A 15,122-nucleotide genomic window follows, 5' to 3' on the forward strand; every position below is an offset into this window, starting at 1 on the left:
ATTTTACTTCTGCTTACTATTACATCTAACTAATGATTTATAATATATGAAAATTATAACATTAAAATTGCTTACTATTTTATTCTTTTATATTTCTCTTAGCACGAGTGCACCTCCAGCGCCTCCACCTCCAGGACTACCTCCGCCTCCAGGACTACCAATAAACAGCGACATTTCGAAATTAATGGTAAGCGGTATTTTATTAGGTATTTTTTTTATTAGGAAAAGAAGAAAATTAAAAAACAATAATGCGGTTATTATTCAAATTAAAAAAACGGATAAACAATTGTTTATATATTAAAAGTAAAAACTATGAAAAGAACAATATTACTTTTTTTGGTACTGGCTACTACAAAATGTATTTCGCAAATTTATTTTGCTCCCAATGCTAATATGTATGTAAAAGGAGTTTTATTATATGTAGAGCAAAATATTAATTTAGATGCGAATTCAAATTTGTATTTAAGGAATAATTCTCAATTAATTCAAGGAACTACCAGTTTTTCAGGCAATTCAGGATTAGGTACACTATCAGTATACCAAGAAGGAACAACAGATAATTTTGATTATAATTATTGGTGTTCTCCCATTGGGAATGCTACTGCTTTAACAGGTAATGAAAGTTTTGGAATTACCATGTTAAATCGCCCAACATCGCCGACTATTTCTACTCCTGCTTTAATATTGCCAACAGGTATACTTGATGGAGTTTCTAATCCACTATCTATAGCATCCAGATGGATTTATAAATTAGTAAATGCAAACAATTATTCGCAATGGGTATTTGTTGGTGGAACAACCGCAATAGCACCTGGCGAAGGTTTTACTATGAAAGGAACAAGCGGAACAGATGCTACAGATCCTGAAGGAACCGGTCTTGTAAATAATCCTGGAAGTGCCCAAAGATATGATTTTAGAGGAAAACCTAATGACGGCACGATTATTATAACACTGGGAGCTAATAATGCAACTTTAACAGGTAATCCTTATCCGTCGGCTTTACATTTAAATGCATTTCTTTTAGATCCGGACAACACTGCTACTGGAGGCATTGCGTATTTTTGGGAACAGGATAAAACCGTGAATTCTCATTTTCTTACGGATTATAGAGGCGGTTATGGAACATACTCTCCCATCGCTGTAAATTCCGGCGGTTTATATGCAGCAGCAGCATTTAGTTCTTATAAGGCTGATGGCTCATTAAATACGACCGGATTATCATCAGGCCTTTCAATACAACGTAAATTTGCTGCAATTGGTCAGGGATTTATACTTAATGGCACCGTAAACGGAACGGCTATTTTCAAAAATTCGCATCGTTTGTTTTATAGAGAGGGTAGTGGTTTATCTCAATTTGAAAAACATAAGGCACAAATAAAAAAGATAGAAAAAAATGCATCAGCTGTAACCGACGTTTCTCATTTTAAATTAAATACTATTATCAATAATCAATTTACAAGACAGCTGGCTTTAGCTTTTCTTCCCGAAGCAACTGATAATGTAGATATTGGTATTGATGCATTAGATATGAATGGGGATCTTCCTAATGATGTCACTTTCCTGCTAAACAATGATAATTATGTAATTCAGGGAATTGCTTTTGACCAGACCAAAAAAATACCACTAACAGTAAAAGCGGCTGTAGCTTCAACATTTAAGTTTTATGTTCCGGAAGTCATAAACTTCGATTCTTCGCAGCCTATTTATTTATACGATACTTTAGATCAATCCTATCATGATATCAAAAACGGAACCTATCAGGTTATTGTTGCTCCGGGAGTATATTCCGACCGATTTAAAATAGCATTTGCAAATCAAACACTAGGAATGCCCTCTGAAAATAAAGAACAGTTTATTATCCGTCAGGATAATAGCCATGCCAATCTAAACGTTTCAAATCCTAATAATTTAACTATAAAATCATTTAAATTATATGATATGTCAGGTAAATTGGTTTTGTATAAGAAAGCAATTGGAAGCGATCTGAATTATGTTTTTTCAACTAATGGCTTAAGTTATGGCGCTTATATTGCCGAATTTTTAACGGTAGATAACGAAAGATTTACTCAAAAAGTATTAATATCATATTCCTCGAAATAATGGTTCTGTCACATTTAAGAATAACATTTATCTTTAGTTTTTAAATTATTCCGACTGCTGAATCTAAAGAATAGATTGTTCACACTTTTTATAAATATGGATATAAACACATCGAAATTTGGTAAAATAAAAAAAGAAAGCACTCTGCTTTGAACTATAAAACTATTTAATAAATTAAATAATTACAAAAATGTAGCTTAACTTTTTCTCTACTTTTTGTTTTCATATCCAATGCTTTATTGCTAATTTAAATGATAGTCCATCTTTGCAATATCTTCCTAAGGAATATTTTACACAAATATTTTATGCACAGGAGACATTTAAAAACATGAATATGTTGAAAAAGATAGAAGTTACTTCGAATCATACCGACACTCGAGGCACCACTACTATTGACTATTCTTATCAGTACGATAGTAATGGATTTCCAACTGTACAGAAAGGAGATCTTAAAAGTGAGACTTATCGTTCTGAACCAACTCAGTTTGGTGTACCACTTATTATCAAGAGTCCAATTAATAAATCATTTGAAAAAACAATGAACTATTCTTGTGAATAAAAATATAACTTCAGGGAAAAATGGCCATTTTAAGAGTGGACTTCAAAAACTCATTACTTAACTTATAATATAAAAGCTATTTAAATTAGTTCTTATATTTTGATCTGCTGACCAATCAAATAATCTAAACTATATTTACCTGCGCCCAGAAGAGAATAATCAAGAGAAGAATAATGGGCACTGATACAGCGAAAACATGTATCAGGAGCCATTTATCAGATGTGCTTAGGATAAAACACCAAGGATTTTTTTGCCTAAATAAAATGCAAGATAAAAACAGACAAAACTTTAACCCCCTGTAATTAAATTCCGGTAATCGAATTGCTCATACAACTCCCAGTTGTTTTTTTCTGCATGGAGTTGCGTCTGCTCATTTTTTATCTCAACCCCATGCCACAGCTCGGGTCTGACATGGGTAAGTACACTAAGTTTCAAAATCAGCGCTGCGCTGAGTTTTCTTTCGCCGGAAAGGTGTTGATCAAGAGTACTGCATTTCATTTTAAAATGAAATGCAAGCGCATTCTGGCTAATGGCAAGTACTCTGAGATACATTTTAACAAAATCACTAACTTTTAAAACCTTCCCAACATCATTTTTATTACTCACGTACTGTTCCAGCCTATGGTGGATTACACGAAATTCAGCCTTAATGAGCTCTTCCCTTGAGGCTTTACAAACCGTGGAAGCCCTATCATATTGTAAAGCTACGTTACTCCTATTACTCCAAATAGGGATTATTTTAGTCACTTTATCTTTCATTTACTTATTTTTTTTAAATTCGTCAATTAACTTTGTTATCCTGCAACAAACAAGAAAAATCTAAGGGCGTTATGTGAATTTTTTTCCAATTTCATTCAGGTAATTCTCTGTATGTTGCTGCGCATACTTCAGCGCATTGACAGTAAAAAGAAATGCCATAAGACGCGAATGAAATTTGAACTGGTATTCACACCTAAGCTGAGTGACCGACTCTTTACCTATATCCTCCTGGAAATGGAACTGGTACTCGATTTCACAAAGCCCAGGGTAATACAGGATATTAAATTGGTCGATAATTCCTGAGAAAGAGGTCTCAGGGATATAGGTACTAAGCCTGCGACGGGCAGTATCGCCATTTACAAAATATATCAGATGTTCAAATCCGGGCCTTAGATGCACTGTACTTCCCACATGGTAGGTGTGAGGCGGTATATGGGGTAGGTCCCTGAAAAAAGCCAAAAGATCCATACTAAATATTTGATAAAACACCTCTGAGACAGGCTTGTAGATTTCTATTTCTGATTTAATGATCTCAATATTCATTTGTCTTATTTTTGTGTCATAAAGTGATGCGGACCTCTGTGTGCGTTTTTTCAAACAGATCCTTTTTAGGTAAAATTTTCATAATACCCCCCTTATAACAATTGATAATGGGGGTTCTATTTATAGGCTAAACAATAATTCGAAGTGCAACGGTCACATAGAATTGCCATAAGCATTAACCTCAATAGCAAGGCTGTCATCGTTCGTACAATTATAGCAACGCCAGTCACTATCTAATAAGCCTCTTACTGCTAAGAACCCGACAGAGTTGCACATAATATGATTAAGGTGCCCAATAAAATTAGGAATACCACACCTAAAAAAAATGTTTTCATTTTTATCATTCCATCTTATTTTTTGCTCACTTATTTAAAGAACATCGCATAATCACGGACAAACTTCTCAAAACTGATCGCGGGCGCTCCGGTGATTGTATGCACCGTATTGTTAATTTGGGCCGCTTCCGCTCGGCAATGATGAACAAAATCCCCTATAAGACCAATGGTCTGCTGCTCAGGATATCCCTCCAAAGTTAAGGCTCCGCGCATCTCTTCCGTGCTAAGATTGATATAGACCACCTCTTTTCCCAATACTCTCGAGAGTACCTCAGCCATTTGATAATGGCTAAGGGCTTCTGCTCCGGTAATAGTATAGATTTTATTTTCGTGCCCGTACTCCGTCAGTATTTTAGACGCTACAGCTGCAATATCTCTGATATCCACTACACTGATAAGGGCATCTCCCATCGCGCCAAAAAATTTACCCTCATATTTGATAAAATGGTCAAAAAGGATCAGCCCCTGCATAAAGATATTGTAGCGAAGAAAGGTGTAAACCATCCCAAGATCCCTAATCCTCTTCTCTACAATTCCATGATACCGCAAAGAGCAGACCTCAGAGCCTGCATCGGCAGCCAATTGCGAGATCTTGACAATATGACCTACACCTGCCCTATGAGATGCAGTTACAAAATTTAACTGCAGTTCTACTGAGGATTCACAATGCTCCGTAAGCAAAAATGCCTTTTCGATCCCTTCGAATACACCTATTAAACTCGCTATATCCGATAAATCCCCTACTGCGATTTCAGCCTGTGACATCTCCTTCATGAGATCACCCTGCTCTTTTGTACGAACAAGAACCCTGAAATGGATATCCAGCTGTACTAAATTTTTTATCAATTGCGTACCTATACTTCCCGTACCACCAGCAATTAAAAGTTTTTTCTGTTTCATAAATAGATCTTTATACTTCAAATTTTAACCTACGGTAATAATTATAAAACCAACAGGCTACTCTAAAATTATTCACTCTTAGCTGTCCTTTTTCGATTCGGGCTCCACAGCAGGCGGGATTAGTTTATAGACAACCGGTGTGACAATTCTCGATAAGAGTGTGGAGCTGATCAGCCCCCCTATAATTACAATGGCCAATGGCGAGATCAAAGGACTACTCGATAATGCAATGGGAATCAACCCCCCTATTGCCGTAAGTGAGGTCAGAACAATAGGCAGGAATCGTACCTCTCCGGCTTCACGGATGGCATTTTCGATACCCATTCCCTCTCTCCTTAAGTTGTTGGTGTAATCCACCAGTAAAATGGTATTTTTAACTTCAATACCTGCCAGGGCAATAATACCAATTACCGCTATAAATGACAAAGGGTAGCCTGTAATCCAAAGTGCAGTTACAGCACCAATTACACCTAGAGGGATTACTGATAAGACAATTACAGTACTCTTTAAGGTACCGAACTCCAGCACTAGAACTGCTATAAATAAAAACAGTGTGGCGATAAGGATATTTAAAAAACCATCAAAAGAATTTTCCCTAGTCTCTATTTCACCACCCATAGAGTATGTATAACCCAGAGGCAATTTAAAATGATCCATTTTAGAGATCACCTTTGTTAAAACCCTGTCAGCTAGAAATCCCTGCTCTACAAATGCTTTTACCGAAACTGTTCTTATTTTCTCCTGGTGACTAATGCTAACCGGAGAAAGCTGCGGTTGGATTTCAACAACCTGATCAAGCGCTATGGCATCCCCTTTCGCATTAAAAACAAATACGCCCTCAAGTACATCTAGTTTGGGTCTTCCTTCCTTGTTACGGGTCACCAAAACATTATACTCACTTTGGTTTTTATCAGGATACTCTCCCAGGTCAAAGCCCGACACCGCCAGGCGGATTGTCTTGTCAATCTCTATTGGGCTAATACCCAGAAGCAGCGCTTTTTCTTTGTTGATTACCGCCTTAAAGTCCGATTTCTCATATCCCATCGGATTGGTTACATACATGGTACCCTTGGTCTTTTTAAGCATCTGCTCGGTTCTTTGCGCAAGTACCTTTAAGGAATCCAGGTTGTCTCCAAATAATTTAACCTCTATAGGAGCAGTAATAGGCGGACCTTGTTCAAAATCCTTAACCTCTATTTTTGCTCCTGCATAAGAATTGAATTTAACCCTGAGCTCCTGCATCAATAAAAGCTTTTCTTTCACTGAGGTTGTTTCTTCAAGCTGCACAAATACCTGTCCATAGTCCTGACGCAGATTTTCGGGGATCTCATTGTAATAAATCTGCGGGTTGCCCTTACCTATATTGGCAGACGTAAACCTTACCTTACTCTCTTTTCCGAGCACTGCCTCCACATCCGATACCACTTTACTGGTATACACAAAGGAAGACTGTGGCGGCGTAGTAATATTGACAAGGAATTGCGGTTTTTCCGAGGAGGGGAATAGCATAAATCCAATAACATTAAACAAAAACAGCGAACCAATAAACAATACCGCTGTAAGGCACAGTGATAATACAGGTCGTCTCAAGGCCTGGTCCAGCCATTTGGCATAACTCCCATGAATTACTTTTTTCAGAGCGCGCATGAAAATATTTCCATCGGGATGTCCTACATGAGATTTTAACAGCTTAGTAGCCAGTAATGGTATAATGGTTAAAGCCACTAACATCGAAGCAAGTACACTGAAAATTACTGCCATTGGTAAGCCCCTGATAAAATCACCCGCAGCCTCAGGCAGAAATACAATAGGCAGAAAGGCAATAATAAGCGAAGCCGTACAGCCTAATATAGCAAGACCTATTTGTTTGGTACCTTTAAGAGCAGCATCCATAGGACTGTGACCTTCCAATATCCAGCGTTCAATATTCTCCACCACCACTATACTGTCATCCACCAAAAGACCCAGGGCCACAACTAGTCCAACAATGCTCAGCTGATTGAGGCTGTATCCAAATACATTGAGCATGATCACTGCAATAGCAAGGGATAAGGGTATTGAAATCATAACAATAACAGCAGCCCTCCATCCCAGGGGCAGAAGTGTAATTGAAACAAGAAGTATAGCTATAATAAAATCTTCTCCAAGACCCGAGAGACGTTTGTTGACATCAACCCCAAGGTCAAAGTTTTTAACGAGCTGGATGTCTTTAGGAAGCGTTTTTGCAAATTTTTCGATCACAAACAGGTATTGCTTTTGGGTTTGGGTAATATTTTTCCCGTCCTTCTGCGCCGCAACCACAAAGACACTCCTGTTACCATTAAGTCTTGTTAGGTAATTGTCATCTTCATAGCCATAATATACCTTGGCAATGTCTTTTAAATAGATGTTTCGATTGGCATCTTTCCATACTAAGGCATTGCGAACATCATCTATATCTTTGAAATTTCCGCTGGTCTTAACATTGAAACTGTTAGTCCCTGCCTCAATAACCCCGCCAGGGATATTTTCCATATTACTTCTGATATTCTCTGTAACTAGTAGTGGCGATATATGCTGTTGTGCCATTTTCTCTATATCAAGCTCAACTCGTACCTGATGATCAGGCAGGCCATGTATCTCAACCTTCTTAAGGGATTTTATTTTTTCTAGCTCGTCCTGAAGCCTTTTGGCATATAGTCGAATCTTTTCCCTGGGCGCAGAGCCCGAAATAAGGGCCAACTGAAATACATTAGTATCAGAAGCAAGTATTTTCTTTACCTCAATACTGGCAATATCCCCGGGCAGCTCTTTCCTTTTGCTATTCACAACACGCACCATTTCCTGGTACTTGGTTTCAACGTCGCACTTGTAATCATACTCAGCCATAATAACAGCCATACCGTTACCTATAGTGGTACGTACTTTATTGATATCATCCAGTGCCGATATTTCTTTCTCCAGTGGATCAACAACCAGTTTCTCCATATCCTCAGGACTTGCCCCAGGATAAATAATGACAACAGGAAAGGAAGGTTTCTGCAAATCCGGATCCTCAGCCCTTGGCATTGTAAAAAGCGTAGAGAGACCCAGTACGGCAATCATGGAAAATATAATCAACGTGAAGGGCTTATTCTTTATAGCAAATTCTGAAATTTTCATATCGTTGTTTCTTTAGTTAAGTGATGTACTGCTTTTAGTAATGGTGTAATAACTGCCCTCTTTAAGATAGGCGCTGCCGGCGAGGATAATCTGCTGAACCCCTTCAAGTCCTTTACTGATTACCACCTCGTCATTTCTAATTCCATCGATTACCACCCTCACCTTTTTAGCTTTATGATCAGAACCCGGGATAAAAACAAATCCAGTGCTACCGTCTGCATCAAGAAGGGCCTGATAAGGAATCCTGATCAGCGGTGAATCAGCAGCTTCTTTTGCCACAGCGGTAATACTAACCTTTGCAAACATCCCCTGGGCAATCTCCCCGTTATCCTGCCCCTTAAGAAGCACTTCCACAAGGTACGAACCGCTTCCAGGACTTGAAGCCTGCGATTTTCTAATAACCTCCCCCTGTATCTTATCCGATGTACTACCGATGCTTACCTCTGCCTTATACCCTACCTTGACGCGAATCCAATCCCTATCATTGACCTGGGTCTTTGCAATCCACTGCCCCGACCGCTGGCCTCCAAACATGGTAAGTATCGGACTCCCTGCTGCTGACTGTGAACCGGCTTCCGTTAGTTTTTGAAGTATGTAACCGTTTCTAACGGCTCTTATACGCGTGTTCTCAAGGTCAAAACTGGCGGTCATCCATCGCTGGTTAGCCATCTCTAATGCTGTTTTATCATTTTGGTACTGCTCCAAGCTGGCAACATTATCCAGATACAGATTGGCGGTGCGCTTGAGATTTCTTAGCGCCATTTCTTTTGCAAGAAGTGCCTGCTGCTCTTTGGCCTTTACATCAGTAGCATTTAAAGTAGCCAGTAACTGTCCTTTGATCACCGCATCCCCTTCCTTGACCAAAATACTACTAACAATACCGCTGGTAGTAAAGCTTAAAGCTACATTATCATCTGTGGTAAGGGTGGCTGAGGCTGTAATTGGCATATTACCCTCCCCCGGATTCAGAGTCAGTACAGATACAGGGATCCCCTGAGTTGCCGGCTTTGACTCCACTTTGTTTTGACCACAGGAAATAACTGCCAGCCCAAAAGATGCAGCATATAATACATGTATTGTTTTCATAAAATTTCTGTTTTTATAATTGGATTAGTCGATTTTATATAGTGCTTTAAGACGCTCTAGTGCTGCATAGGCAATCTGATAGCCCATGTAGTCTATCGAACGCCTTACCCTGATCTGGGTAAGTTGTGTCTGCGCATCGAGCAGTTCGATGTACAGGAGCCTCCCTTGCTTGTAAATTTTAAGCTGGTCAGCATAATACTGCTCCGCCAGCTCGACCTGATAAAGCGTATTGTTATAATTTTTTGAAGCCGTCTGACATAAATTCTCAGCCTGTTTTTCTTCAAGGGCAATGCGTTGCCCGGTTAATTGATACTGGGATTCAGCCTGCTGCATACCAAGTGAGGATTGTGCCGTTTTGTACCTGTTTCTACCAAAAGCAAACAACTCCCACTTCATGTTCACCCCAGCAATGTAATAGGGTGAGCCGTCTTTTACTTTCCACGCAAAGTCCTGAAGGCCCAAATCAATGAAAGTACTCACCCTAGGGAGCATGGCCGACCTGTCCATCTTGTTCTGAAGACCCGATATTAAGGAGCTCGTTCTCGCTGCATCAAGTTCCTCCGAAGGTTTTGAATCTTCCATTTCAGAAACAGCAGACACAAGGGGTTCAGACGGCCATTGCGCAACAATAATAGCGCTATCAAAGGGTTTGTTAAGAAGAAAATTGAAATACGCCTGTGCATTTATAATTCTGGCCTGCAGTGCTATAATCGAATTTTCAATTCCTTTTTTATACGTTTGAGAACGAAGAACCAGCGTGGGATAAATTTTGCCGTTTTTTAAAAGAGCCTCATTTATGCGCAGTGACTCATTTATCATCTCCAAATCACTTTGATAATTGCCTTTTTCCTCCAGAAGCTGCTGATATTCAAACCAGGCTGTTTTTACTTCTTTAACTAGTTCACGCTTGTAAATTGAAATCTTTGATTTCTCCAAAGTGATCTGCCCTTGCTTTATTCTTTCATTGATAACCGTCTCCCTGTTGTACAAATCCATTGAAGTATGCAGGCGCACATCATAAAAATTGTTCGGGTTCAATGTTACTTTAGTGTTGGAAAGGTTTTTAAACTGATCGTTTTGTGTGAGTGTATTGAGCGTATTGTAAACCGGATTCATAAGATCCCCCAAAGGAAGCTCAATGGATCTTCCGCCTTTGGCCAGGCTGTAATTAGCACCGAAATTTGTAGTGGGCAAAAACAGCGTTTTGGCTTCCTTTAATGCATAAAGGGATTTTTCCAGTTCAAGGAAACGCTGCTTTAAACTCTCATTGCCTTTAAAGGCTTCCTGGATATAAGAATCTAGATTTCCCGACTGGGCTTTGGCAGCCGAACCCATCAGAAGCATCACTACGAAGATGCTCAATGTTGTTTTAATTGTCATAAATTTTCGCTTTTGATTACAGTGTAAAATTGCGGTGAACCCAACTCAAAAAATTGTATCAAAACGAAGCAGTTCATTCGGTTTCTTATTTTAAAGAGTATCTGGGAAGAACTACTCCAAATAGACCTGTAAAAATCCATGGCAGTAAAAAGGACACACGAATGTAAACTGGTAGTAAAGATTTAAAAGACCTAAGTTGCAAAATACTCTCTAAGGATTGGCATTGCAGATCAGCTGTTGGAATTTGATGTATTTCAGAGGGCTTAGATTTAGGTAGTGATTGAAATCACGGATAAGCTGGCTCTGGTCGTAATAACCGCATTGGGCTATTATCTCAAACCAGTCAATCCTGGAACTCTCCAACGATGCCCGCTGGATCATTTTGATGGCCTGTAAAAATCGTTCATGACGATAGATTTCTTTGGCCGTATAGCCAAAATGTTTTTTGTGGTTGACCTGAACGGCGCGCTCTGATAGATTGTTGCGCATCGATATTTCCTTTATAGGACTTAAAACTTTACTCTCACAATTGGCAAGCTGCTCTGCAATCCCATTTCTATTTCCCAAATAATCCTGACAAAAATCAAGCAGAGTAGCTACTCTGCCTTCACTGCAACTTATCTTACTTAGCACCTCCCACAAAATGGTAAAACAATTTTGATTTAAAACAGTATCAGGATGCATCGCCCTGGTAGAGGCAATATCCGCATTGCCAAAGAATCGGTAAAAAGCATCATCAATAAAGTTGCACACAAAGATATCAGCCCCAGCAGGCAGAGTATATTCGAAAGAGCTTTTAATAGGACCAAGGACAATGCAACTCTCTACTATAATTTTATAATCACCTCTAAAAATCAATGGCGGGGTACCAAAACTAAAGATCATTATGGTTTGATAATGCGGTAAAAAGCTTTTATCAATAGCCTCTCTAGTGGCATTTTTTGCAAAATAAAAATGAGAGAACACTTCTTGAAAACCTGAAGGAACTGCCATACGATAACTATTATAACCTTCCATATTTCCTATTTTAAGACTTTAAACACCTCTATTTTTTAAATATTTTAACCATCCTAGACGACGGTTCAAAAGGATCACCACTGAATGCTCTTCTTTTAGTACAACATCATGGCACGCTCGTTAAAGCTCACTTTAGAAAAGCAGCACAATCATAAGAGTATTAAAAAGCACATCAGGTATTGTATAACTTAAATAGTAAGCTGGATTTCCTTGCGATATTAAAAAACTATTCCATTTCTATTGTTTTAATTGGCAAAGACTGTTCTTATTTGCTGATCTGTTTCTTTGCGAGACAAACTTAGAAAAATAGCAAACGGAACGATTGTACAAAAACGAAAAACGCCAATAAACTTCTGACTTCCATAGGGTACAAAAAAAGCCTGATAAATGGTAGTAATAAAACAATTCAAACCTAATGGTAATCCTTTTGGCAATGCAAAAGCAAAGGATCTACCATAAATGTAATTGCAAGTGAGCGAGCCCCTTAATGAAGCCCAAAATCGTTTTAAGGTCTTTTAAGGGTTAAAAAACTTAAACAATGATTTACCATATGTATTTTCATTCATTTTAACGAAATACCTTTCGTATTCATACAATGGCAGAAAATATCGGTTCTCTACTTTTGTTTCGAAAACGTAAAAAAGGCAATCCTTTAAAGGATCTTATCCTTTACGAATTTGAACAGCAGAAAATCAAAATTATCAGACGATAAAATAAACTAAAATCGATATAAAATGAGAAAAGACAAAGACCAGCACGATGAAAAAGAAGTGCCTAATAAATCAAAAAAATGGCAAATGGTAGTAAAAATTCTAAAATACGCCCTATATGTAATTGTACTGTACTTTGCGTACCAAGGCTTTATGGCCTGGAAATAGTCTTTTGACAACTTTTCTAGGCAACGTCCTGATTGAGTACACCACCTACAAGCTATTTCATCTTAAGAGTATTACTTAGAGCTCTATGCCATAAATGATAAATAGTCCGGTATTTGATCAGGGTTGCCTTTAGAAGTCTACCTCCCCCTATGGTACTCCCCAAAATTTAAAGCCAGGATGCAGATCATCTTAATTCAATACCTTTTTAACAGGCTTTAAAAAGAAATACAAATCTTAAAATGCACTTTCATACCCTTCGTATTTGTACTATGACTTTATAATTACGACTTATATATTTGTCTGCATTATGAACCACTTAAAACAAAAATTATGATTTATCATACTATTCGTGTTGGTTTTCTTAAAGAGGTCACCGAAGAACAAAAACAAGAAGTTGCACTAAAATTCCATCAGATGGGAAATGAAATTAAGTCCGTTAATTTTTATGGTGTAGGAAAAGATATAGGTGGTGAATTTGAAATGGGCGCCATCTTTGCCCTAAACAATATAGAGGACTATAAGGATTATATGCACAATCCCATTCACAGGCAAATGGACAGCCTAGGACTTCCCTTAGTTAAAAATATGATCTCGCAGGATCTTACAGATGATCCTGATCCACAAATTAAAAATAAAATAGAAGAAATACACGCCAAAAGATTTGAAAATGATAAAGAGCTCTCCCTGCTTGTAAAAGGGCTCTCTTCTTATAAAGGGAGTGGAATCCCAAAATAATACGTAAAAAAATAACCCTCCAATTATTATTAATTTTTTACAATCAACACCATGGTACTAAGTTCTGATAAATCCTTTCACTTTAATTTACTCCGATGGCTTGGTACTGCCCCCTATCATGGTGTCGATATAGTCGAAATGCTTAATATCACAACACGCATTGCACCTAGTGATTTCGAAAGCTGGTATCTAGAATTCTATGGACTAGCCCTGGATGTCCAAAAACAAAAAGATTCCTACTCACCCTCACCTGTTCAGAGACCGCTACCAACCAAAGGAAGAAATAATATACAGGTTTACACGGGATCTCCTAAAGAGTCATCAAATCGACTCAATAACCTACCACCAGGCACAAAAACATTTTGATAATAAAACCTTGTTCAACATTGTTGTCTTAATTGGATTGACCTTTCGGTTTGTGCTATTATAAACACTTTTGAGATAAAAGTTCCACAATAAACATGACTTAATTTTAATAGATTGTTGATTATTTTTTAAATCCCTGATATAAAATTCAGGGATTTTTTTATTCCACAACCCAAACAAAAAATGGATTTTCAGCCACAATTCCCGAAATTAAAATAAAATACCAAATGACAAAAAAAGAATATTCTACAATTAGTTCCAATAAAATCAAATGATTACTTTTTTTTAATTTTAGGCAGAGAAATAAAATCTTGTGTTAAACAAAAAGTATCAATCTCTGAAAGAAAGTATTGTGGGGTTATATCCAAAAATTTCTTAAAATCCCGAATCATATGGCTCTGGTCATAATATCCAAAATCCGCCGCAATTTCAATCCAGTTGATTTGACTGGTCTTGATTTTAATCAGATGTTTAATCAATTCCTTAAATCGGACATGCGTGAATTTCTCCCTAGAGGAATATCCCAAATGCTTTTTATACAAAAGTTGTGCATTACGCTCTGATGTATTCATTTTTGAAGAAGCAATTTTGGCCGCGTCAAAAATAATAACAGTATCCTCCTGGGTACAAGAGCGTATAAATTTAGAACTTACCTTGGTCTGTTTCATTAATTGGATGAAATGACTTTTTAAAAGTTCAATTTTTTGATCCATATGGGAACATGCTACCAGTTTCTTGACTAACTCAGCGCATTTGTCTGACTTTGAGATTACATCGGGATCCAATATCTCCTGTCCTTTTATGTGGTCCAGCGACACCTTATAAATTTTGTAGAAACCATCCAATGTAAAATTGGCAGCTATAAAACTCGATCCAGGCGGCATCCTGTAATTGAGTTGCTTTCGCAAAGGCCCGATAATACCAAAATTAAGGATCTGATGCGACCATTTACAATCACCACCAAAACAGACATCCAACGGCGGACCGAAATTCAAAATTAAAATCATTTCAAGATTAGGAACCAGAAACTTGGTTTGCCCTGGCTGGTCTTCTCCAATTGAGGCAACATAAAAATAACTGATAAACCTACTTAATTTACCTTCTGTATTGTATATTTTCTCTTCCATTATAATATTAAAATTATTTATTTAAAATCTAATAACTAAAAAAATGCTACAACTAGAAATCCGCCATATAAATAACTCTAAAACTATACCCTTGACTAAAAAAATATCTTCAATTTTATCACTAGGGCTTTTATAGAACCAATCCCAAAGATTAGCATCTCTGGGATTAGCCCAGCTTATAAAGACTCTAAGTAAC

12 protein-coding genes are annotated in these 15,122 nt (G+C 37.7%); 4 read left to right on the forward strand and 8 right to left on the reverse strand.

Features of this window, described 5'->3' with window-relative positions:
* Positions 1-312 precede the first annotated feature (312 nt).
* Together B0A64_RS13535 and B0A64_RS13540 are read left to right on the forward strand one after the other, a co-directional pair.
* On the forward strand, positions 313-2,100 hold the full coding sequence (locus B0A64_RS13535) for a T9SS type A sorting domain-containing protein (protein ID WP_089480055.1): 1,788 nt from the start codon (positions 313-315) through the stop codon (positions 2,098-2,100).
* A 265-nt stretch (positions 2,101-2,365) separates the two neighbouring features.
* Positions 2,366-2,659: a hypothetical protein gene (locus B0A64_RS13540; protein WP_089480056.1), complete on the forward strand. Its 294-nt coding sequence runs from the start codon at positions 2,366-2,368 to the stop codon at positions 2,657-2,659.
* A gap of 288 nt (positions 2,660-2,947) precedes the next feature.
* On the opposite strand, the gene B0A64_RS13545 is transcribed toward B0A64_RS13540, so the two are convergent.
* From B0A64_RS13545 to B0A64_RS13575, 7 genes are all read right to left on the reverse strand, one after another.
* Positions 2,948-3,418, reverse strand: a complete 471-nt coding sequence (locus B0A64_RS13545; RefSeq protein WP_089480057.1) for a helix-turn-helix domain-containing protein — start codon at positions 3,416-3,418, stop codon at positions 2,948-2,950.
* Positions 3,419-3,487: 69 nt separating this feature from the next.
* Entirely contained in the window at positions 3,488-3,961 is a 474-nt protein-coding gene (locus B0A64_RS13550; protein WP_089480058.1) for a hypothetical protein, read from the reverse strand.
* A 365-nt stretch (positions 3,962-4,326) separates the two neighbouring features.
* Positions 4,327-5,196 carry an SDR family oxidoreductase gene (locus B0A64_RS13555; protein WP_089480059.1) on the reverse strand — a complete coding sequence of 290 codons (870 nt, stop codon included), beginning with the start codon at positions 5,194-5,196 and terminating at the stop codon, positions 4,327-4,329.
* A gap of 78 nt (positions 5,197-5,274) precedes the next feature.
* The gene (locus B0A64_RS13560; RefSeq protein ID WP_089480060.1) at positions 5,275-8,337 is read right to left on the reverse strand and encodes an efflux RND transporter permease subunit; all 3,063 of its coding nucleotides are present in this window, start codon (positions 8,335-8,337) and stop codon (positions 5,275-5,277) included.
* 12 nt (positions 8,338-8,349) lie between these two features.
* Complete coding sequence (locus tag B0A64_RS13565) at positions 8,350-9,423, reverse strand: efflux RND transporter periplasmic adaptor subunit (protein WP_089480061.1); 1,074 nt, start codon at positions 9,421-9,423, stop codon at positions 8,350-8,352.
* Between the two features lie 24 nt (positions 9,424-9,447).
* The gene (locus tag B0A64_RS13570; protein WP_089480062.1) at positions 9,448-10,803 is read right to left on the reverse strand and encodes a TolC family protein; all 1,356 of its coding nucleotides are present in this window, start codon (positions 10,801-10,803) and stop codon (positions 9,448-9,450) included.
* Positions 10,804-11,013: 210 nt separating this feature from the next.
* On the reverse strand, positions 11,014-11,820 hold the full coding sequence (locus B0A64_RS13575) for a helix-turn-helix domain-containing protein (protein WP_089480063.1): 807 nt from the start codon (positions 11,818-11,820) through the stop codon (positions 11,014-11,016).
* A gap of 734 nt (positions 11,821-12,554) precedes the next feature.
* Here B0A64_RS13575 and B0A64_RS25190 point away from each other — a divergent pair.
* The gene (locus tag B0A64_RS25190; protein ID WP_165769813.1) at positions 12,555-12,698 is read left to right on the forward strand and encodes a hypothetical protein; all 144 of its coding nucleotides are present in this window, start codon (positions 12,555-12,557) and stop codon (positions 12,696-12,698) included.
* Between the two features lie 330 nt (positions 12,699-13,028).
* Positions 13,029-13,433 (forward strand): Dabb family protein, encoded by a 405-nt coding sequence (locus tag B0A64_RS13585; RefSeq protein ID WP_089480065.1) that lies wholly within the window; start codon positions 13,029-13,031, stop codon positions 13,431-13,433.
* Between the two features lie 641 nt (positions 13,434-14,074).
* On the opposite strand, the gene B0A64_RS13595 is transcribed toward B0A64_RS13585, so the two are convergent.
* Entirely contained in the window at positions 14,075-14,926 is an 852-nt protein-coding gene (locus B0A64_RS13595; protein ID WP_089480067.1) for a helix-turn-helix domain-containing protein, read from the reverse strand.
* Positions 14,927-15,122: the final 196 nt, after the last annotated feature.

This window comes from Flavobacterium araucananum, assembly GCF_002222055.1.
GTDB classification, from domain to species: domain Bacteria; phylum Bacteroidota; class Bacteroidia; order Flavobacteriales; family Flavobacteriaceae; genus Flavobacterium; species Flavobacterium araucananum.

Excerpts from the sequence above, each read along its gene's own strand:
- B0A64_RS13535 (WP_089480055.1), top strand. The coding sequence starts at position 313 with ATGAAAAGAACAATATTACTTTTTTTGGTACTGGCTACTACAAAATGT.
- B0A64_RS13545 (WP_089480057.1), bottom strand. The coding sequence starts at position 3,418 with ATGAAAGATAAAGTGACTAAAATAATCCCTATTTGGAGTAATAGGAGT.
- B0A64_RS13550 (WP_089480058.1), bottom strand. The coding sequence starts at position 3,961 with ATGAATATTGAGATCATTAAATCAGAAATAGAAATCTACAAGCCTGTC.
- B0A64_RS13555 (WP_089480059.1), bottom strand. The coding sequence starts at position 5,196 with ATGAAACAGAAAAAACTTTTAATTGCTGGTGGTACGGGAAGTATAGGT.
- B0A64_RS13560 (WP_089480060.1), bottom strand. The coding sequence starts at position 8,337 with ATGAAAATTTCAGAATTTGCTATAAAGAATAAGCCCTTCACGTTGATT.
- B0A64_RS13565 (WP_089480061.1), bottom strand. The coding sequence starts at position 9,423 with ATGAAAACAATACATGTATTATATGCTGCATCTTTTGGGCTGGCAGTT.
- B0A64_RS13570 (WP_089480062.1), bottom strand. The coding sequence starts at position 10,803 with ATGACAATTAAAACAACATTGAGCATCTTCGTAGTGATGCTTCTGATG.
- B0A64_RS13575 (WP_089480063.1), bottom strand. The coding sequence starts at position 11,820 with ATGGAAGGTTATAATAGTTATCGTATGGCAGTTCCTTCAGGTTTTCAA.
- B0A64_RS25190 (WP_165769813.1), top strand. The coding sequence starts at position 12,555 with ATGAGAAAAGACAAAGACCAGCACGATGAAAAAGAAGTGCCTAATAAA.
- B0A64_RS13585 (WP_089480065.1), top strand. The coding sequence starts at position 13,029 with ATGATTTATCATACTATTCGTGTTGGTTTTCTTAAAGAGGTCACCGAA.
- B0A64_RS13595 (WP_089480067.1), bottom strand. The coding sequence starts at position 14,926 with ATGGAAGAGAAAATATACAATACAGAAGGTAAATTAAGTAGGTTTATC.